Source organism: Actinosynnema sp. NPDC050436 (assembly GCF_040655415.1).
Lineage (GTDB): Bacteria > Actinomycetota > Actinomycetes > Mycobacteriales > Pseudonocardiaceae > Actinosynnema.
Map to the genome: position 1 here is coordinate 167,997 of NZ_JBFAJV010000007.1, position 19,724 is coordinate 187,720.

General features: G+C 75.5%; 13 protein-coding genes. 5 read left to right on the forward strand and 8 right to left on the reverse strand.

What is annotated here, in order from left to right:
* Positions 1-251: 251 nt before the first annotated feature.
* From AB0I60_RS19295 to AB0I60_RS19310, 4 genes are read left to right on the forward strand one after another with little or no spacing between them, the layout of a single operon-like run.
* Positions 252-5,945 (forward strand): type I polyketide synthase, encoded by a 5,694-nt coding sequence (locus AB0I60_RS19295; RefSeq protein WP_360731592.1) that lies wholly within the window; start codon positions 252-254, stop codon positions 5,943-5,945.
* 1 nt (position 5,946) lies between these two features.
* Entirely contained in the window at positions 5,947-6,402 is a 456-nt protein-coding gene (locus AB0I60_RS19300) for an acyl-CoA thioesterase (RefSeq protein WP_360731594.1), read from the forward strand.
* Complete coding sequence (locus AB0I60_RS19305; RefSeq protein ID WP_360731596.1) at positions 6,402-6,905, forward strand: flavin reductase family protein; 504 nt, start codon at positions 6,402-6,404, stop codon at positions 6,903-6,905. Before AB0I60_RS19300 ends, AB0I60_RS19305 begins: the two co-directional genes overlap by 1 nt.
* Positions 6,906-6,919: 14 nt before the next feature.
* On the forward strand, positions 6,920-7,930 hold the full coding sequence (locus AB0I60_RS19310; RefSeq protein ID WP_360731597.1) for an SDR family NAD(P)-dependent oxidoreductase: 1,011 nt from the start codon (positions 6,920-6,922) through the stop codon (positions 7,928-7,930).
* A gap of 61 nt (positions 7,931-7,991) precedes the next feature.
* Here AB0I60_RS19310 and AB0I60_RS19315 read toward each other — a convergent pair whose 3' ends face one another.
* From AB0I60_RS19315 to AB0I60_RS19330, 4 genes are all read right to left on the reverse strand, one after another.
* Positions 7,992-8,642, reverse strand: coding sequence for a TetR/AcrR family transcriptional regulator (locus AB0I60_RS19315; protein ID WP_360731598.1), 651 nt, complete (start codon positions 8,640-8,642; stop codon positions 7,992-7,994).
* A gap of 57 nt (positions 8,643-8,699) precedes the next feature.
* Positions 8,700-9,491, reverse strand: coding sequence for a TIGR03084 family metal-binding protein (locus AB0I60_RS19320; RefSeq protein WP_360731600.1), 792 nt, complete (start codon positions 9,489-9,491; stop codon positions 8,700-8,702).
* A 149-nt stretch (positions 9,492-9,640) separates the two neighbouring features.
* Positions 9,641-10,945 carry an amidase family protein gene (locus tag AB0I60_RS19325; protein ID WP_360731602.1) on the reverse strand — a complete coding sequence of 435 codons (1,305 nt, stop codon included), beginning with the start codon at positions 10,943-10,945 and terminating at the stop codon, positions 9,641-9,643.
* A gap of 191 nt (positions 10,946-11,136) precedes the next feature.
* Complete coding sequence (locus tag AB0I60_RS19330; RefSeq protein WP_360731603.1) at positions 11,137-11,499, reverse strand: YciI family protein; 363 nt, start codon at positions 11,497-11,499, stop codon at positions 11,137-11,139.
* Positions 11,500-11,795: 296 nt separating this feature from the next.
* Here AB0I60_RS19330 and AB0I60_RS19335 point away from each other — a divergent pair, with 296 nt between their 5' ends.
* Complete coding sequence (locus AB0I60_RS19335) at positions 11,796-12,299, forward strand: carboxymuconolactone decarboxylase family protein (protein ID WP_360731870.1); 504 nt, start codon at positions 11,796-11,798, stop codon at positions 12,297-12,299.
* Between the two features lie 6 nt (positions 12,300-12,305).
* Here AB0I60_RS19335 and rho read toward each other — a convergent pair whose 3' ends face one another.
* The 4 genes from rho to AB0I60_RS19355 all read right to left on the reverse strand — a co-directional run bounded on the left by rho (position 12,306) and on the right by AB0I60_RS19355 (position 19,602).
* Positions 12,306-13,442 (reverse strand): transcription termination factor Rho, encoded by a 1,137-nt coding sequence (gene rho / locus AB0I60_RS19340; protein ID WP_360731605.1) that lies wholly within the window; start codon positions 13,440-13,442, stop codon positions 12,306-12,308.
* Between the two features lie 411 nt (positions 13,443-13,853).
* Complete coding sequence (locus tag AB0I60_RS19345; protein WP_360731606.1) at positions 13,854-18,797, reverse strand: RHS repeat-associated core domain-containing protein; 4,944 nt, start codon at positions 18,795-18,797, stop codon at positions 13,854-13,856.
* On the reverse strand, positions 18,791-19,273 hold the full coding sequence (locus AB0I60_RS19350) for a YbaB/EbfC family nucleoid-associated protein (RefSeq protein ID WP_360731608.1): 483 nt from the start codon (positions 19,271-19,273) through the stop codon (positions 18,791-18,793). Before AB0I60_RS19350 ends, AB0I60_RS19345 begins: the two co-directional genes overlap by 7 nt.
* A complete protein-coding gene (locus AB0I60_RS19355) occupies positions 19,270-19,602 on the reverse strand; it encodes a type VII secretion target (protein WP_360731610.1) in 333 nt (110 codons plus the stop codon). Before AB0I60_RS19355 ends, AB0I60_RS19350 begins: the two co-directional genes overlap by 4 nt.
* Positions 19,603-19,724 lie beyond the last annotated feature (122 nt).

Consider the following 19,724-nt stretch of genomic DNA (forward strand, 5'->3'; position numbering starts at 1 on the left):
AATCTTCTCCGAGGATGCGCACTCGCTGCTCCGGGTGGCGCACCGGGTTTACCCCGCGATGGTCGGGAAGGTGTCGGACAATGTCCATCACGCTGTTATGACAAAGCCCAGGTCACAGGGCAAAATCGGAGTAGCAACGCCTGCGGGGCTCCGGCACGATAGGTGTCACTCGTATTTCTTCGATGTGCCGCGCCGATTTAGGGGTGCGGTGTCCGTCGAGGTCCGAACGGAGTCGCGGAAACGGTGAGAGCATGAGCAGTGAACGGATCGCAATTGTCGGCATCGGCCTGCGCTACCCCGATGCCGGTTCTGCCGCCGAACTGTGGGAGAACGTCCTGGCGGGCCGCCGCGCCTTCCGGCGGCTGCCGGACGAGCGGATGAACCACGCCGACTACTTCTCGCCGGACCCCGCCGCGCCGGACCGCTTCTACTCGGCGAAGGCCGCGGTGCTGCGGGACTTCGAGTTCGACCGGGTGCGCTACCGGGTCGCGGGCAGCACCTACCGGTCCACCGACCTGACGCACTGGCTCGCGCTGGACGTGGCGACCCGGGCGCTGGCCGACGCGGGGTTCCCGGAGGGCGAGGGGCTGCCCCGCCGCACCACGGGCGTCGTGCTGGGCAACAGCCTCACCGGCGAGTTCTCCCGCGCCAACGTGATGCGGCTGCGCTGGCCGTACGTGCGCCGCACGGTCGCCGCCGCGCTGACCGCCAAGGGCTGGCCGGAGGACGAGACGGCGGGCTTCCTGCGCGACCTGGAAGGGCGGTACAAGGCGCCGTTCCCGGCGATCGACGAGGACTCGCTCGCGGGCGGCCTGTCCAACACCATCGCGGGCCGGATCTGCAACCACTTCGACCTGGGCGGCGGCGGGTACACCGTGGACGGCGCGTGCTCGTCGTCGCTGCTGTCCGTGGCGACCGCCGCGAAGTCGCTGGCCGACGGGGAGCTGGACGTCGCCGTCGCGGGCGGCGTGGACCTGTCGATCGACCCGTTCGAGGTGATCGGGTTCGCCAAGACCGGCGCGCTGTCCACCGGCGAGATGAAGGTCTACGACCGCGACTCGAACGGGTTCTGGCCCGGCGAGGGCGCGGGCGCGCTGGTGCTGGTGCGCGAGGACGACGCCGCCGAGCGCGGCCTCGACGTCTACGCGACCATCGCCGGCTGGGGCGTGTCCTCGGACGGCAAGGGCGGCATCACCCGGCCCGAGGCGAGCGGCCACCGGCTGGCCATCTCGCGCGCGTACGGCCGGGCCGGCTACGGCGTGGACTCGGTGTCCTACTTCGAGGGCCACGGCACCGGCACGGCGCTGGGCGACGCCACCGAGATCGACGCGCTGTCCACCGCCCGCCGGGAGGCCGACCCGGCGGCCCGGCCGGCGGCGCTGAGCAGCGTCAAGGGCAACTTCGGGCACACCAAGGCCGCGGCGGGCGTCGCCGGTCTGATCAAGGCGGCCCTCGCCGTGCACCACCAGGTGATCCCGCCGGGCACCGGCCACCACGACCCGCACCCGAAGCTGCTGGCCGGGGACGCGGCGGTGTACGTGCCGCGCGAGGCCGAGCTGTGGCCCGCCGACCGGCCCGTGCGCGCCGGCGTGTCGGCCATGGGCTTCGGCGGCATCAACACCCACGTCGCGCTGGAGCAGGCGCCCGGCACCACCCGCCGCGCCGAGCTGGAGGACCGCACCCGCGCGCTGGTGACCGGCCGCCAGGACGCCGAGCTGCTGCTGTTCGACGGCCCGGACGAGGCGGCGGTGCGGGAGCGGCTGGCCGAGGCCGCCGCGCTGGCGCCCCGGCTGGCCTTCGCCGAGCTGGCCGACCTGGCGGGCGCGCTGGCCGGCCGGCTGACCGGCGGGCCGGTCCGGGCGGCGGTCGTCGCGCGCGACCCGGAGGAGGCCGCGCGCAAGCTCACCCGGCTGCTCGACGGCGGCCCGGTGACCGACCCGGCGGACGGGGTGTTCCTGGCCGCGCGCGCCACGCCGCCGCGCATCGCCTACCTGTTCCCCGGCCAGGGGTCCGGTCGGGGCGCGGTCGGCGCGATCCGGCACCGGTTCGCCGCCGCCGAGCGGGTGTTCCGGGAGCTGGAGCTGCCGGCCGACGGCGACCAGGTGGCCACCGAGGTCGCCCAGCCGAGGATCGTGGCGGGCGCGCTGGCCGGGCTGGCGGTGCTGCGGGAGCTGGGCGTGGAGGCCGCCGCGGCGGTCGGGCACAGCCTCGGCGAGCTGACCGCCGTGCACTGGGCGGGCGCGCTGGGCGCGGACCGGGTGCTCGACCTCGCCGCCGAGCGGGGACGGGTGATGGCGTCCGCGAGCCGGGGCGGCGGTGCGATGGCCGGCCTGGCGACCGGGCCGGAGCGGGCGCTGGAGCTGGCCGCCGGCGAGGACGTGGTGGTCGCGGGCTACAACGGGCCCGAGCAGACCGTCCTGTCCGGACCGGCCGAAGCCGTCGACCGGGTGTGCGCCGGGGCGAAGGCCGCCGGCGTGCACGCCGCCCGGATCCCCGTGTCGCACGCCTTCCACTCGCCGCTGGTCGCGCCCGCCGCCGAGGCGATGGGCGACCGGCTGGCGGACTACGACTTCGCCCGTCCCGAACGGCCCGTGCACTCGACGGTGACCGGGGACGTGCTCGACCCCGGCGCGGACCTGCGCCGCCTGCTGCGCGACCAGGTGCTGGAACCGGTGCGCTTCCACGAGGCGGCGGCCCGGGCGGCGGCCGGTGCCGACCTGCTGCTGGAGGTCGGGCCCGGCCGGGTGCTCACCGGCCTGGTCGCCGGGATCGCGCCGGGCACGCCGGCCGTCGCGCTGGACACCGACCACGCCTCGCTGGTCCCGCTGCTGACGGCGGTCGGCGCGGCCTTCGCGCTCGGTGCGCCGGTCCGGGTGCCCGCCCTGTTCGCCGGGCGCGCGCTGCGCGACCTGCCGCTGGACGGCGCGATGACGTTCCTGTCCAGCCCGTGCGAGGCCGCGCCCGCGCTGGACGTCGCCCTGGCCGACGCCGCGCCGGCGGACGTCGACACCGTCACCACCGCCGAGGGCGAGTCCACCCTGGACCTGCTGCGCCGGCTGGCCGCCGAACGCGCGGAGCTGCCGCTGGAGGCGATCGGCCCGGACACCCACCCGCTCGACGACCTGCACCTCAGCTCGATCACCGTGGGCCAGCTCGTCAACGGGGTGACCAGCGGCCTGGGCCGGCCCGCGCTGACCGCCACGCCGAACTTCGCCACCGTGCGGCTGGGCGAGCTGGCCGCGCTGATCGACGAGCTGGCGTCCACCGCGCACGAGGAGGAGGCCCCCGGCGAGGTGCCCGGCGTCGCGCCGTGGGTGCGGCCGTTCGAGGTGGCGCACGTGGCCCGCCCGCGCCCCGACGCCGAACCGGCCGCACCGGGGGAGTGGACCGTGTTCGCCCGGCCGGACCACCCGCTGGCGCAGCCGCTGCGGGCGGCGCTGCCCGGTGACGGGGTGCTGCTGCTGCCCGAGGAGGGCGACCCGGCCCTGTCCCTGGCCGCCGCGCGGGCCGTCCTGGCCGCTGCGCCGGGGACGCGCTTCGCGGTCGTGCAGGGCCGGTTGGGCGCGTCCGGCCTGGCCCGCTCCCTGCACCTGGAAGCCCCGGGCGTGCCGGTGACCGTGGTCGAGGGCTCGCCCGGCGTGGACGACGTCGTCGCCGAGGTCGCCGCCACCACCGGCTTCACCCAGGTCCGCTACGAGCACGGCGTGCGCACGGTCCCCGTGCTGCGCGCGGTGACCGGCACCCCGGGCGCTCCGGCGTTGGACGCCTCCGACGTCCTGCTGGTGACCGGCGGCGGCAAGGGCATCACGGCGGAGTGCGCGCTGGCGGTGGCGCGGGACTGCGGCGCGGCCCTGGCGCTGGTCGGCCGCGCCGACCCGGCGCACGACGCCGAGCTGGCCGCCAACCTGGAGCGGGTGGCGGCGGCGGGCGTCCGGTTCCACTACGCGCGCGCCGACGTGACCTCGCCGGAGCAGGTCGCCGACGCGGTCCGGCGGTTCCGCGCCGAGCTGGGTGAGGTCACCGCCGTGCTGCACGGCGCGGGCCGCAACGAGCCGCGCGCGCTGACCGGCCTGACCGACGAGGACTTCGCCGCCACCCTCGCGCCCAAGGTCGACGGCCTGCGGACCGTGCTCGCCTCGGTCGACCCGGAGCGGATCAAGCTGCTGGTCACGTTCGGCAGCATCATCGGCCGCGCCGGGCTGCGCGGCGAGGCGCACTACGCCACCGCGAACGACTGGCTGACCGAGCTGACCGTCGAGTTCGGCCGCGAGCACCCGGCCGCGCGCGTGCTGGCCCTGGAGTGGTCGGTCTGGTCCGGGGCGGGCATGGGCGAGCGGCTGGGCGTGGTCGAGGCCCTGGCGCGCGACGGCATCACGCCGGTCTCCGCCGACGAGGGCGTGGCGGTGCTGCGCGAGGTGCTCGCCGACCCGGGGCTGGGCCCCGTGCTGGTGGTCGGCGGCCGGGCGGCCGGGCTGCCCACGCTGGAGTTCGACCGCGCCGACCTGCCGCTCACCCGGTTCGTGGACCGCGTGCTGGTGCACTACCCGGGGGTGGAGCTGGTGACCGAGGCCGACCTGTCGGCGGGCAGCGACCCGTACCTGGCCGACCACCGGCTGGCGGGCGACCTGCTGTTCCCGGCGGTGCTCGGCATGGAGGCCATGGCCCAGGTGGCGTGCGCGCTCACCGGGGCGACCGCGCCGCCGCTGCTGGAGGACCTGGAGTTCCCGCGCCCGGTCGTGGTGCGGCCGGACGGCGCGCTGACCGTGCGGCTGGCCGCGCAGGTCCGCGCGCCGGGCGTGGTGGACGTGGTGCTCCGGGCCGAGGACACCGGGTTCGGCGCGGACCACTTCCGCGCCCGGCTGGTGTTCCCGCGTCCGGACCTCGCCCCGGTCCCGGCCGACGACCCCGGGCTGCCTCCCGTGCCGGTGGACCCGGTGGGCGAGCTGTACGGCGGGGTGCTGTTCCAGGGCAAGAGGTTCCAGCGGCTGCTGGGCTACCGGCGGGCGTCCGCGCGGCACGCGGTGGCGGAGGTCGCCGCCACGCCCGTGTCGTCCTGGTTCGCGCCATTCCTGCCGCAGGACCGGGTGCTCGCCGACCCCGGCACCCGGGACGTGGTCATGCACGCCATCCAGTGCTGCGTGCCGGACGCCACCCTGCTGCCGCAGCGCGTGGCGCGGCTGCACCTCGCCGACCCCGCCGACCGGTCCACCGAGCACGTGGTGCTCGACGCCCGCGAACGGGCGCAGGACGGCGACAGCTACACCTACGACGTCGACGTGCGCGACGCGGCCGGCCGGCCCGTCGAGCGCTGGGAGGGGCTGGTGCTGCGGGCGGTCCACAAGCGCGACGGCGCGGGGCCGTGGACGCCGACCATGCTCGGCCCGTACCTGGAGCGCTCGTTGGAACGGGTGCTCTCCGGCGGCGGCGCGGTCGTCGTGGAGCCCGACCCCGCCGACACCGCGCCGGACCGCCGGGCGCAGACCGCGCTGGCGCTGAGCCGGGCGCTGGACCGGCGGGTCGACGTGCGGTACCGGCCGGACGGCAAGCCCGAGGTCGACGGCGCGGCGGTGACCGCGTCGCACGGCGCGGGCCTGACCCTGGCCGTGGCGGGCACCGGGCGGCTGGGCTGCGACGTCGAGCCCGCCGCGCCGCGTGCGGAGCAGGACTGGGCCGGGCTGCTCGGTGCCGACCTGCTGCCCGTGCGCGACCTGCTGCGGGCCGAGGCCGACGAGTCGCCGGACGTGTCCGGCACGCGGCTGTGGGGCGCGCTGGAGTGCCTGCGCAAGACCGGGTCCACCACCCGGGCGCTCACCGTGGACCGGGTGCACCCCGACGGGTGGGCCGTGCTGTCGGCCGGCGACGCGGAGATCGCCACCTGGGCCACCACCGTGACCGGGCGCGACGAACCAGTGGTGTTCGCGGTGCTCGTCGGGAAGGAGGACTGACATGCCGGAGTACTTCGAGATCCGCCACACCGTCGGCTTCGAGGAGACCAACCTCGTCGGCAACGTCTACTACGTGAACTACCTGCGGTGGCAGGGCCGGTGCCGGGAGATGTTCCTGCGCGACAAGGCACCCGGCGTGTTGGAGGACGTCCGCGAGGACCTGAAGCTGTTCACGCTCAAGGTGGACTGCGAGTTCTTCGCCGAGATCACCGCGTTCGACGAGCTGTCGGTGCGGATGCGGCTGGACGAGATGACCCAGACGCAGATCCAGTTCAGCTTCGACTACGTCAAGCTCGACGACGGGCCGGAAGTGCTGGTGGCGCGCGGGAAGCAGCGCGTGGCCTGCATGAGGGGCCCGAACACCGACACCGTCCCGTCGCGGGTGCCCGACGAGCTGCGGACGGCGCTCGAACCGTACGCGGGGACGGCGGAGCCGGCACGGGCGGGGCTGGGGTGATGACCGTGCACGAGACGGCTCCCGTGTTGGAGGAAACCACGCTGCGGGACGCCATGTCCCGGTTCGCGACCGGTGTCGCCGTGGTCACCGTGGGCGGTGAGCACGCGCACGGCATGACCGCGAACGCGTTCACGTGCGTCTCGCTGGAACCGCCGCTGGTGCTGTGCTGCGTGTCCCGTCGGGCGACCATGCACACGGCCATCGACCGCGCGGGGCGGTTCGCGGTCTCCGTCATGCGCGGTGACCAGGAGCGCACCGCCCGGTACTTCGCCGACAAGCGCCGCCCGCGCGGCGGGGCGCAGTTCGACGTGGTCGACTGCACGCCCGGCCCGCACACCGGTGCCCCGCTGCTGTCCGGGGCGTTGGCGTGGCTGGAGTGCGACCTGGCGCAGTGGTACGAGGGCGGCGACCACACCATCTTCCTCGGTCGGGTGCTCGGCTGCGGGCGCGGCCCGGACAGCCCGGCGCTGCTGTTCTACGACCGGGGATTCCACCGGATCTGAGGAGGGGAGCGGCCGTGCTGGTGACGGTCACCGGGGGCAGTGGTTTCGTCGGCGCGCACACCGTCGCCGAACTGGTGCGCGGCGGGCACGAGGTGCGGGTGCTCGCCCGCGCCGAGTCCGCAGTGGACAGTGCGTTGCGACCGCTGGGCGTGCCCGGCGCGGAGGTGGTGGTGGGGGACGTCACCGACGAGCGGGCGGTGGTCGCGGCGGTGCGCGGCGCGGACGCCGTGGTGCACTGCGCCTCGGTCTACTCGTTCGACCGGCGGCGGCGCGCGGAGATGCTGCGCACCAACGTCCGGGGTACGGAGCTGGTGCTGGGAGCCGCGACGCGGCAGGGCGTCGGGCGGGTGGTGCACGTGTCGAGCATCGCCGCCCTGTTCGGCGCCGGCGTCCGGGTGCTGCGGGAGGACACGCCGGTCGGCACCAGCCGCGAACCGTACGCGGCGACCAAGGCCGGGTCGGAGGCCGTGGCCCGGCGGCACCAGGAGCGCGGGGACCCGGTGGTGATCAGCTACCCGCCCGCCCTGCTCGGCCCGCACGACCCCAAACCCGGCGACCAGACGTGCCGGCTGCGGGACCTGCTGCGCGGCCTGGTGCCGGTGTGGCCGGCGGGCGGGCTCCAGCTCGGCGACGTCCGCGACACGGCGGCGCTGCACGCGGCGCTGCTCGCCCCCGGCGTGACCGGGCGCCACTTCGGCCCCGGCCGCTACCTCACCACGGCCGAGTACGTGCGGGCGGTGCGGGAGGTGACGGGCCGCGCGCTGCCCGCGCTCTTCCCGCCGGCGGCGGCCCTGGTTCCGGTGGGGCGCCTGGTCGACCTGGTGCAGCCGTGGTGGCCGTGGCACATCCCGGCGGAGCACGGCGCGATCGCGACCGCCGGCGCGGCCACCCGCGTCGACCCGTCGGCGAGCACGGCGGCCCTCCCGCCCCGCCCGTTCCGGGACACCGTCACCGACACCGTCCGCTGGATGGCCGACACCGGGGTGCTCCCGCCGCAGCGGGCGGGGCTCGCGGCGTCGCGGTGACGGGGGACCGGTGCCCGCCGGGCGTTCAGGGACGCCCGGCGGGCACCGGTCGCGGGGTCGGTCAGGCGACCTCGGGGACCCGGGCGGCCGAGTCCGCGACCGAGTGCCGGGCGGCAGCCGGGTCGTCGCCGGCGCTGACCATCATGCCGACGAGCTGCGCCTCGAACACGGCGTCGGCGGTGAACGGCCCGACCAGGTACCGGCCGAGTTCCAGGGTGACCAGCCCGTGGGTGGCGATCCACATGTGGTGCGCCACCAGCTCCGGGTCGGCCGGGGCGAAGCGGCCCGCCGCGACGCAGCGGGCGGCGCAGCGGGCGACGTTGGTGAGCGTGAAGCGGCCGTACTGGCGGTCGTCGTCGGACAGGGTGAACCCGGCCAGCGGGAAGGTGCCGAACATGACCGGGTACAGGTGCGGGTTGGCCAGGGCGTTGCCCCGGTACGCCCGGCCGAGCAGCGCCATGTCGGCCACCGGGTCGTCGGTCCGCCCGACCCCGGTCAGGTAGCGCTGCAACCGCGCGAAGCCCTCGTGCACCATCTCCCGCACCAGGCCGCTCATCCCGCCGAAGTGGGTGTACACGGCCATGGTCGACGACCCGGCCTCGGCCGCGAGCCGCCGGGTCGACAGCGCGCCCGGCCCCTCCTCGGCGAGCAGGCGGGCCCCGATGTCCACCAGGGCGGACCGGGTGTGCGCAGCCGCGCGCCGAGGGCTCACCGGAGCACTCCGGCCGTCCGGTGGGCCGCTCCGGCGCTGCCGTGGGTCGGCAAGGGGTCAGCGTCCCGCTGCGACGGTCGAGGCGGGACGGCGGCCCGGACCTGCGGGGCCCCGGTAGCACTGCGCCAGCTCCAGCCAGCGGGAGGCCGTCTCGCCCTCCGCCCGCACGTCGAGGTCGGCGTGGTGCCGGCGGCGCGTCACCAGCAGGCAGAAGTCGACCGCCGAACCGGTCACCCGCTGCGCGGCGTCCTCGGGCCCGTGGTCCCAGCGCCGCCCGGACGGGGCGGTGATCTCGAACCGGAACTCCTCGCCCGGCGGCTGCTCGCCGCGCGCCAGGTAGCCGAAGTCCTTGGTGCGCACCGCGAAGCCGACCAGGAACCCGATCCGGTCGTCCCACTCGCGGGTCACGCCCAGCGCGTCCGCGACGTCCTGCCCGTGCCCGAACAGCTCCATCATCCCGGCACTGGCCAGCACGGCGGGCGGCAGCGGGTTCACCAGCCACGGCACCGGGGTGTCGGCCGGCACGGCGGCCAGCGCGGTGATCGCGCCGGCCTTGGTCCCCTGCCACCGCCGCACCAGTTCGGGCACGTCCAGCGCGAGGTGCGGGGCCATCGAGGCCGCCACGTTCGCGTCGAAGTCGTCGGACAGGGTCGCCAGCACCGCGCGGAACCGGTCGCCGTCCCCGGCGGCCGTGCCCGCCATGCCGAAGACCGACGTCAGGTGCGCCACCTGGTGCTTGACCGTCCACCCCGGCGCGGGGGTGGGCCGGGACCACTGCTCGTGGTCGAGGTCGGCGACCATCCGGTCGAAGTCGTCGCCGGTGGCCCGGAGCGCCGTGAACACGTCCATGCGCAGCACGTCCTCTGGTCGAGTCCTCCCCGGCGGACCCGGTGCGACCGCACCGGCCACGCGGGGTCCGCACGCGGCTGTCCACTCCGACGATGCCCGAGCACCGGGGCGAAGTCTTCTCGCGGCGTGCTCAAGGCCCGCAGGCGGGCTCAGACCAGCGCGGCCGCCACCGCCTCACCGATGCGCAGCAGCCGGGTGTCGCCGAACGCGCGGCCCTCCAGGCACACCCCGACCGGCAGCCCGTCGCGGGAGCGGCCCGCCGGCAGCGACAGCATCGGCAGGCCGGCGACCGTGCCCGGGTCGACGTTGCGCGTCACGGTGGGGAACACCGGGACCTCCCGCCCGTTCAGGGTGATCACCTCGTCCTCGCCGAGCAGCGGCGGCAGCACCGGGGCGGTCGGCCCGAGCAGGACGTCCACCCGGCCGAACAGCTCCGCGTACGTGCGGCGCAACCGCCACCGGGCGGCCCGCGCCTCCTCGTAGACGTCGGGGGTCACGGCGGTGGCGCACATCGCGTCGACCAGGGCGCGCACGTCGGGCGAGGCGATCCGGGCGGACCACTCGCCGACGGGGGCGGAGACCCGCCGGGCCAGCAGGCGCGGCGCCTCGTAGAACACCAGGTCGTGGCCCGCCCCCGCCGCCGACAGCACCTCGTCGCCGAGGTCGACCTCGACCAGGTGGACCCCGGCCCGCTCCAGGGCGGTCAGCGCCTCGTCGGCGACCCGGGCGACCTCCGGGTCGAGGTGCCGGTAGCTGCTGCGCGGCAGGCCGACGCGCAGGCCCGCGAGGGCGACCGGGGGCGCGTCCGGCTCTCCGGTGACCACCCGGTCGACGGTGCGCACGTCCGGCACGGTGCGGGCGTGGACGCCGACGGTGTCCCGGGTGGACGACAGGTTCACCACGCCGTCGCCCGGGTAGCGGCCGGTGGACGGGCGGAACCCGACCACGCCGCAGAACGAGGCGGGCACCGTGACGGAGCCGCCGGTGTCGGTGCCGAGGGCGAACGGCACCACGCCGAGCGCGACCCCGACCGCGCTGCCCCCGCTGGACCCGCCGGCGCTGCGGTCCCGGTCCACGGGGTTGCGCACCGGCCCGAAAGCCCGGTTGTTGCTGGTGATCCCGAACGCCAGCTCGTGCAGGTTGGTCTTGCCGACCACCACCGCCCCGGCGGCGCGCAGCACGCCGACGACACCCGCGTCGACGGCGGCGGGCGAGTCGTCGAGCAGCCGGCTGCCGGCCGTGGTCGGCACGCCCCGGACGTCGACGTTGTCCTTGACCGAGAACGGGATGCCGGCGAGTTCGCCGGTGCCGGGCGACCCGTCGCGGACGGGGCCGATCCAGTCGCCGTGCGCGGACGCCGAGGCCCGCGCGACCACCTCGGCCCGCCGGCGGTCGCGGTCGGCGGGTGCGAGGTCCGTCCAGCCGGCCAAGGTCAGGGCAACGCCGTCCGCCATGTCGGTCCTTCCCGCCGTGCGTGGTGGTCGACCGTAGGGGCGGCCGGCCACGCGCTCATTGTCCTGGCGCGACGGGTGCTGTGCCCTGTGCGCACGGCGTGCGGTGCGCCTGGCGAGCCCGGTGCACGGGTGCCGCCGCCACCAGGGCTCCGGAGCTCGGTGGCGGCGGTGCGCGTGGTGGCGGGCCGGGCTCAGCCGGGGAGGTCCTCGAACTCCACGACCTGCCGCACCTCGACCTCGACCTGGTCGAACAGGTCCGCGTACTGGGCGGCGTAGGCCACGGCCTCGGCCCGGTCCGTGGCGTTGATCAGCGCGAACCCGCCGATGACCTCCTTGGCCTCGGTGAACGGGCCGTCCGTCGCGGAGACGCCGGAGCCGCGCTCCTTGCGGACCCGGGCGCCCTTCTCCGAGGGGTGCACGCCCTCGGCGGTGATCAGGATGCCCCGGTCGATCCAGTCCTGGACGAACCTGCCCATGCGCTCGACGAACTCCGGGCTGGGGTTCCACGCCTCGGAGGCGCGCTCGTCGAGCCGGTGCATCAGCAGAAACCGCATGACTTGCTCCCTGTGTCGTCCTGGCCGGCGCGGCAGTCGTGGCCGGCCCTCACCACCGCGTCGAACGGCGGAACGCCATTTCGACACCGGTTCGCGGGCAATTCTCCGGACCCGTCGACGTGGGACGTGCGCCCGTGCGGCCCGGCCGACAACTCGCTTGCTCGGACGGACAACTCGGTTTACGGTTTGGACAACCAAGTTGACTAGTTGACTGAAGGAGTGCCGTGCCCACCGAGACCGACCTCGTCTTCCCCGACCACACCCCGGAGACCGCGCCGCCCGGGTCACGCCGCGCGATGACCGCCACCGCCGAACGGCTCGGCCACCTGCCCGCCCCCGTCGCGCGGCTCGCGGCCTCACCGCACCTGCTCGACGGGTTCCTCAAGGTCAGCGGCCTGTTCTCGGCCACCACGCTGGACCCTCTCGCCCGCGAGGTCGTCATCCTCACCATCGCCACCCGCAACGGGTGCGAGGTGTGCGTGGCCATGCACACCGCCGCGCTGCGCGGGCTCGGCGCCGACGACGCCCTGGTCGACGCGCTGCGCGAGCAGCGGCCGGTGGCCGACGAGCGGCTGGAAGCCGTGCGGGCGTTCACCCTGGAGGTCGTCACGACGAGCGGGGCCGTGGACGACGACGCGCTCCGGGCGTTCCTGGCCCGTGGTCACACCCCGCAGAACGCCCTGGAGGTCGTGCTGGGCATCGGCGCGTACACGATGTCCACGCTCGCCAACCGGCTCACCCGCGCGCCGCTGGACGAGCAGCTCGCGCCCTTCGCCTGGCACCCCCACGTGCCGGCGTAGTCCCGCTCACGCCGCCGAGGGACGGGTCAACCGGCTCAGGAACTCGTGGTTCGTCCGGGTCTTGCGCAGGCCGTCCAGCAGCACGTCGACGTCGCGGCCGTCGAGCGCGCGCCGCAGCGTCCGCGTCACGGCGAACTCCTGGGGCGAGAGCAGCAGGTCGTCCCGCCGGGTGCCCGACTGCGCCAGGTCCACCGCCGGGAACACCCGCCTGGCCGCGACCTTGCGGTCGAGCTTCAGCTCGGCGTTGCCGGTGGCCTTGAACTCCTCGAAGATCAGGGTGTCGCCGGTCGAGCCGGTCTCCACCAGCGCGGTGGCGAACACGGTCAGCGACCCGCCGCCGTCGACGTTGCGCGCCGCGCCGAGGAACCGCTTGGGCGGCAGCAGGGCGCCGGAGTCGATCCCGCCGGACAGGATGCGCCCGGACGCGGGCGCGGCCAGGTTGTAGGCCCGGCCCAGGCGGGTCAGCGAGTCGAGCAGCACGACCACGTCGCGGCCCTCCTCGACCAGCCGCTTGGCCCGCTCGGTGGCCAGCTCCGCCAGCGCGATGTGGTCGGCGGGGGAGCGGTCGAACGTGGAGGCGACCACCTCGCCGGGCACCGAGCGGCTGATGTCGGTGACCTCCTCGGGGCGCTCGCCGACGAGCACGACGATCAGGTGGCACTCGGGGTGGTTGCGGGCGATGCCCGCCGCGATCGCGCGCAGCACGGAGGTCTTGCCGGCCTTGGGCGGTGCGACGACCAGCGCCCGCTGCCCCTTGCCGACCGGCATGACGAGGTCCACGACCCGCGTGGTCAGCTCCTCGGGCCGGGTCTCCAGCCGCAGCCGCTCGGTCGGGTGCGTCGACACCAGGTCGGCGAAGTCCGGCCGGTGCCGGGCCGAGGCGACCGCGCGGCCGTTGACCTGGTCGACCTGGACCAGTTGCGGTCGCGCGGCACGACCGTGACCGGGCCCGGCGGAGCCGGACACCAGGTCGCCGCGCCGCAGGCCGAGGCGGGCGGCGAGGGCTTGGGGGACGCCCACGTCGTCCGGGCCGGGCAGGTAGCCCGACGTGCGGACGACGGCGGTGCGCCCCACGACGTCGAGCACCCCGGTGACCGGGGTGAGCGTGGCGTTCTCGTTGTCTCGCAAAAGTGTTGCCGTCATGATGGGTGTGTCCTTTCCGGACCGGAGCGCCCCGCGACCACGCGGGGACGGGAGAAGGTCGGAACGCCGGAGACCGGAGTCGGACCCTTCGGAGGAAGTCCCGGTGGGAGGCATGGCCAACATCCACCTCAGGACACCCCGACCATAGCGCGCCCCGCCGCAGTCCGCAACGTGATCCCCGCCGCGCCGGTCCGGTCGTGGGGGACCGGGCCGGCGGAGTTCACGGACCGATGTGCCAGGTGAGCCAGGCAATCGTCGGGACCGGGACGGGTCGGGTTCGGTCTCGGCCCAGTCGGGGCTGCCGTCCGGCCGCACCGTCCAGCTACCCCGCACGGCAGGAGTTCCACCGGCGTGCCGTGGACCGGCCCCGCTGCCTGCGGTGCCGTCCGGTGCCGTCCGCTTCTCCGCGGGCTACATGCGCTGCCCTGGTGGGACGTTCGTGCGGTTGCCGCCGATCACGTCGTAGGTGCCGTTGGACGGCCCGATGTGGGTCACGCCGACCGTGTTGAGGTTGGCGTCCTCGGTCAGCACCTCGGTGTTCCGGTTCGGGTAGTACTCGGCGTAGGACCCGGTGCTGTTCGGGTCGTAGTAGTACTGCGAGCCGGAGTGGTCGGGGCGCACCACCGATTCCGTGAACTGGCCGTTGGGCCGCTGGGTGACCAGGCTGGTGGAGCCGTCCGGGTTGTGGGTCATCGTCCACGGGTTGCCCTGCGCGTCCACGCCCTGCACGGGGGCGTTGCCGAGGCTGGTCTGCGGCGTGCCGCCGGGCGTGAACGTGTGGATCCCGTCCGGCGACCCGACGTAGACGTTGGACCCGTGGGCGTTGGCGATCCCCTGGAACTGCGGCTGGCACGACGTGCACATCGGCCTGGTCACCACGATCGGGTTGCCCGGCTGGCCGTTCCACGCCTGGAGTTCCGCGTGCGAGGCGTTGTACTGGCCGTTCACCCCGCCGTCGAAGTTGTGCGGCGCGAACGGCGTGTTCGAGTTGTTCATGATCGTCTGCGGCGGTACCGAGTCGAACCGGCCCGGCGGGGACGTCCAGCCGCTCTGGTACTGGTTGTAGCCGGTGAACGCGTTGGTCTTGTCGCCGGGGTAGTGGCCCTGGTTGTTCAAGGTCTGGCACGGCGTCGGCATCAGGCCGAGCGGGTCGGCGGCGGCGGTCGGGTTGCCCGCGTACGCGCGCGGGTTCGCGGCCGGGGCGAGGCCCAGCGGGTCGTGCGTGGCGTACCGGCCCACCAGCGGGTCGTAGTACCGGTGCACGTTGTAGTACAGGCCGGTCTCGTCGTCGTGGTACTGGCCGGGGAAGCGCAGCGGCGTCCCGGCCGGGTTCGGGGCACCGCCCCACAGCGTGGTCTCCTGGTGCCAGTCCAGCGCGCCGTCCGGGTCGAGCAGCTCGGTCGGCGTGCCGACCGCGTCGGTGACGACGGCCTGGAACCGGTGGTCCGCCCACCGCCCGCCGGTGGTCGCGCGCCACGTCTGGGCCACCGCGCGGTGGCCGCCGGGCGCCCAGTCCCACACCACGGCCGCCGCGCCGTCGCGCACCTGCTCGGCCACCGTCGTGCCGTCCCAGGTGAAGTCGACCCGCTCCGGCACCGAGCCGTCCGGGAGCACCCGGTGCTTCCACACCCGGCGGCCCAGCGCGTCGTAGCCGTAGCGCCACCGGCCGCCGGGGGTGTCGGCGCGGACGAGCCGGTCCTCGGCGTCCCAGCCGAACCGCCACGCGTCGACCCGGCCGTCGGGCCGGGTCACCTCGCGCAGCACGACCCGGCCCTCCCCGTCGTAGCCGTAGCGGACGTTGCCCGCGCGCACGACCAGCGTGCCCCGGTACTCGCGCGGCCCGTTGCCGTCCGGGGCCCGGTGCGAGCGGGCGTGGACCACGTTGCCCGCCGGGTCGTAGCCGTAGGACTCGCCGCCGTGCGCGTCCCGCACGGCGGTGACCCGGCCCGCCGCGTCGAGGTCGAACGCCCGGCCGCCGGTGAGCTGGTCGTCCACCGCGACCAGCCGCCCGTCCGGGCGGTAGTGGAAGGAGCGCCGCTGCAGCGTCGCCGGCCCCGCCGACACGACCTGCGCGGTCAACCGGTCCGCCGCGTCCCACCGCTGCGCCAGCAGCACGTTCCCGACCCGCCGCTCGACCTCGCGGCCCCCGGCGTCGTAGCCGAACCGGAGGGTGCGGCCGGCGGTGTGCAGGGCGGTCGGGCGGCCCGCCGCGTCGTGCTCCCACGCGCTGAGCGCGCCAGAGGGCGTGCGGCGGCCGACCCGGCGGCCCAGCACGTCGTAGCGGGACGTGAGGACGCGCCCGCCCACGGACTCCGCCAGCACGCGGCCGGCGGCGTCGTAGCTGATCACGAGGTCCGCGTCCGGCGTCGTGGCGCGCAGCACCCGGCCGACGCCGTCGTAGGCCAGGCGGGCCGAGCCGTCCGCGTGGTTGCGGGCGACCACGCGGCCCCGCGCGTCGCGTGCGTAGTGGACGGTCTGCCCGGCCGCGTTCGTGCGGGCGACGAGCTGCCCGGCGGCGTCGTAGGCGTAGCGCACCAGACGCCCGTCGAAGTCCTTCTCCGACAACAGGTTGCCGACCGAGTCGTAGGTGTAGCGCCACACCTGGCTGTGCTCGTTGGTCACCGACGCGGGCCGCAGCTCGGTGTCGTAGGCGAACTCCAGCCGCGACCCGTCCGGCCGGACCTCGGCCACGGGCAGGTCGAACACGCCGATCTCGACCCGCGTGGCCGCGCCGAGGGCGTCGCGCGCCTCGCGGAGGTTGCCCTCGCCGTCGTGCCGCAGGACGACGGCCGTGCCGTCCGGGTCGATGCGGCCGGCCGGCTTGCCCTCCGGCGTCCAGGTGAACCGGGTCCGCCCGCCCGCCCGGTCCACGACCTGCGCCTTGCGGCCCAGCTCGTCGTAGGCGTACCGGGTCGTCGCGCCGGTCGGGTCGGTCGCCGACACCACCAGCCCCAGCAGGTTCACCTCGAACGTGGTCACCCCGCCGGCGGCGTCGGTGACCGAGCGCAGGTTGCCCAGCCCGTCGTAGTCGTAGGCGGTCCGGCCGCCCATCGGGTCGACCAGCGCGGTCAGCGCGCCGGCGGCGCTGTACTCGCGCCGCCACACCGCCCCGTCCGGGTCGACCACCGACACCAGCCGGCCGAACGCGTTGTACTCGCCCAGCGAGCGGGTGCCGTCCGGGTAGGTCACCGCGACCAGGTTGCCGCGCTCGTCGTAGTCGTAGGACGTGGTGCGCCCCAACTGATCCGTGCGCGACAGCGGCTGGTGGTGCTCGTTCCACGCGGTGGAGGTGCTGTGCCCCAACGGGTCCGTTTCGCGCACGACGCGGTAGCGCTCGTCCAGGTGGTAGACGGTGGTGTGCCCCAACGAGTTCGTCGCGCGGGTGACACCCGGCTCGTACTCCACGGCGTAGTTCAGGTAGCCGCCCGCACCCTCGGCGCGCACGCACCGGTTCGCCGAGTCGTAGGTGTAGCGGTACCACATGCCGTTGCGGTCCTCGCAGCGGACGATCCGCTCCTGCTCGTCGTACTCGAACCGCAGCGGCGTGCCGGTCGAGTTGACCACCTCGGTGAGCCTGCGGTCGTCGTAGCGGAACTCGGCCAGCAGCACGTCGCCGCCGTCGCCCACCAACCAGAACGCGGTGATCAGGCGGTCCCGGCTGTCGACCCGGACGCGGTAGCCGCCGGAGTGCACGACCTCCACGAGGGTGCCGTCCCCGTCGCGGCCGAACTCGACCCGCCGGCCGTTCGCGTCGGACACGGCGCTGAGCAGCCGCTCCCGGCCCGTGGTGGCGGCGAAGTGCAGGACGCGGTCCTGCTCGGGCAGCAGCACGGCGTAGCCGCCGGCGGCCGTCCTGGTCAGCGGCCGGCGCGGGCCGTTCTCGGGCAGCACCTCGCCGCCCTCGGCGGGGTGCGGGTAGAGCAGCAGCGTGCCGTCCTCGGCGGCGAACGCCACCCCGTCGTCGTCCACCTCCAGGCGCTGGTCGGCGGTGGACGCCCAGGACCGGCCGAACGACCGGCCCAGGCGGTAGTTCGACAGGTGGGTGCGGGAGAGCACCAGGGGGAGCGTGGAGTCCAGGTCGACGTCGGTCTGCGGCAGGACCATCCACCCGGTGGTGACGTCGATCGGGTCGCCGCAGGTGGGCCGGTTGTCGACCGGGTTGTCGTGCGCGCCCTTGGGGGTGGCGTCCTCGCGGATGCCCCGGTCGTTCTTGGGCGGGCCGTCGGTGCGGGGCGGCGGGCCGTCGGTGCGCGGGGGAGGCCCGCCGGGACCGCGCGGCGGCGGTGGCGCGGTGCGCGGGGGCGGTGGGCCGGCGGTGCGCGGCGGGGGCGGCACGGCCGTGGGAGGCGGGTCGGCCTTGGGCGGCGGACCGGCCTTCGGCGGGGGCGGCGCTTCGACCTTCGGCGGCGGCGGAACGGACGCGCCGGACGTGGACGTGGTGCCGTCGCCGCCCTTCGGCGGCGGGGGAGGCGGGTCGGCCTTCGGGGGCGGCGGCGGGCCGTCCGCGCCGGAGCTGGTGGTCGTGCCGCCGCTCGGGCCGTCGGTGGACCGCGCGGGCGGCGGGCCGCTCCTGGTCGGCGGCGGCGGTGCGGACCCGGACGGCGACTTGATGTTGCGCAACGACTTCGCGGCGTCGTCGAACAGGTCGCCCGCGCGCTTGAGCAGCGGCACGAGCGCCTTGAGCGCCCGGACCAGCCGGGTGGTGTGGCGGGCGATCAGCATGGCGACCTTGGCCACCTCCTGGATCACCTGCGGCACGACCCAGGTGAGCCCGATGCCCAGCGTCGCCACCACCTGGAGCGCCCAGCTGATCAGGTGGCCGACCAGTTCGGCGATGATGTCGCGGACCAGGCTGCGCACCGCGCCGACGACCTCGCCGGCCGTCTTCACGCCGCTGGACGCGCCCGCCGCGCCCTCCTGGGCGGCGGTGAGCAGCTTCGCCGTGTCGGCCGCGCGCTCGCGGTACGCGTCGGCCGCCGCGCCCTGCCAATCGGCCGTGTCGGCGGCGAGCATCGCGGTCAGGTCGCCGGAGATCGCGCCGAGTTCGGCGGCGACGTTCTTCCACGTCTCGGAGTGCGCCTTGATCTCGTCCGGGTTGCCCGCGAGCTGGTCCAGCCCCTCCTTGAGCGGGCCGACGTGCTCGATCAGCCAGCCGACGCCCGCCGCGAACACCGCCCCGACCGGGTCCATCACCGCGCCCAGGGCGGTCAGCCCGACGTCGACCGCGCCCATGGCGATCGAGGCCCAGTCGCCCTGCTCGATGGCCTGGTGCAGGCCCACGGCGGACTCGACCATCGTCGCGCCCGTGTAGGACTTGGTGGAGTCCTCGGTCGGGGCGACCAGCGGGTTCACCACGGCCGGTTCTCCTCGTCGTCGGGCCCGGCGTCCCCGGCGGGCGGCGCGGCGGGCTCGTCGTGGCCCTCGTCGTCGTCGGTCGGGTCGGGGAAGCGCGAGCGCAGGTTGTCCAGGACCAGCGCGCGGGTCTGCGCGTCCTCGTCGCCCAGCCCGTCGGTCATCACCTCGGCCACCCGGTCGGCGATGCCGGCCTGCGCTTGCCGCACGGTCTGCATCACCAGCCCGGACAGCCGCTCCAGCGGCACGCTGCGCGCCCGGTCGCCGAACTCCAGGTCGACCAGGCCGCCGTCCGCGCGGACGGTCACCCGCACCGCGCCGTCCGGGCTGGACGCGGTCAGCCGCAGCGCCTCCGTGCGCGCGCCGACCTCCTGGTAGCGGGCGGCCTTGTCGGCCAGCCCCCGGGCCCAGGCGTTCATCCGGGCCTCCGCCTCGTCGGGGTCGCGCACCGGCTCCCCGAACCCCGTGGGCACGCTCACGACGCACCGCCCAGCGACTCGGTGCGCAGCGCGGTCATCGTCCGGCCGTGCGCGGACTCCTGGTCGTCGTAGGCGGTGGCGGTGTCGCGGATGCTCGCCGAGATGTCCGACACCCCCTCGGCCGCCGCGTCCAGCGCCCCGACCGCCTTCTCCTCCATCGGGTTGACGATCAGCGGCATGAACGCGCACAGCAGGCCGTAGGAATCGCCCGACATTCCGGCGATCCGCGCCGCGTCGGCGGCGGTGGCCAACCGGTCCACCAAGCCGTCCAGGTGGCTGCCGTGCGCCCGCAGCGCCTCCGGCACGGCGCTGTACCCGCCCGCTGACATCTCCCAATCCCCTTCCGGTGCGACTGCGCGCCGAGCACTGCCAGCGCGGCGCGCGCTCCGGCACACCACGCCGAGTCACGGCGGCGAGCCCCCGATTCTGGCGAAGAACCGGGCACTTCGGC

Excerpts from the sequence above, each read along its gene's own strand:
- AB0I60_RS19335 (WP_360731870.1), top strand. The coding sequence starts at position 11,796 with ATGACCGCCACCGCCGAACGGCTCGGCCACCTGCCCGCCCCCGTCGCG.
- AB0I60_RS19330 (WP_360731603.1), bottom strand. The coding sequence starts at position 11,499 with ATGCGGTTTCTGCTGATGCACCGGCTCGACGAGCGCGCCTCCGAGGCG.
- AB0I60_RS19305 (WP_360731596.1), top strand. The coding sequence starts at position 6,402 with ATGACCGTGCACGAGACGGCTCCCGTGTTGGAGGAAACCACGCTGCGG.
- AB0I60_RS19300 (WP_360731594.1), top strand. The coding sequence starts at position 5,947 with ATGCCGGAGTACTTCGAGATCCGCCACACCGTCGGCTTCGAGGAGACC.
- AB0I60_RS19355 (WP_360731610.1), bottom strand. The coding sequence starts at position 19,602 with ATGTCAGCGGGCGGGTACAGCGCCGTGCCGGAGGCGCTGCGGGCGCAC.
- AB0I60_RS19325 (WP_360731602.1), bottom strand. The coding sequence starts at position 10,945 with ATGGCGGACGGCGTTGCCCTGACCTTGGCCGGCTGGACGGACCTCGCA.
- AB0I60_RS19320 (WP_360731600.1), bottom strand. The coding sequence starts at position 9,491 with ATGGACGTGTTCACGGCGCTCCGGGCCACCGGCGACGACTTCGACCGG.
- rho (WP_360731605.1), bottom strand. The coding sequence starts at position 13,442 with ATGACGGCAACACTTTTGCGAGACAACGAGAACGCCACGCTCACCCCG.
- AB0I60_RS19295 (WP_360731592.1), top strand. The coding sequence starts at position 252 with ATGAGCAGTGAACGGATCGCAATTGTCGGCATCGGCCTGCGCTACCCC.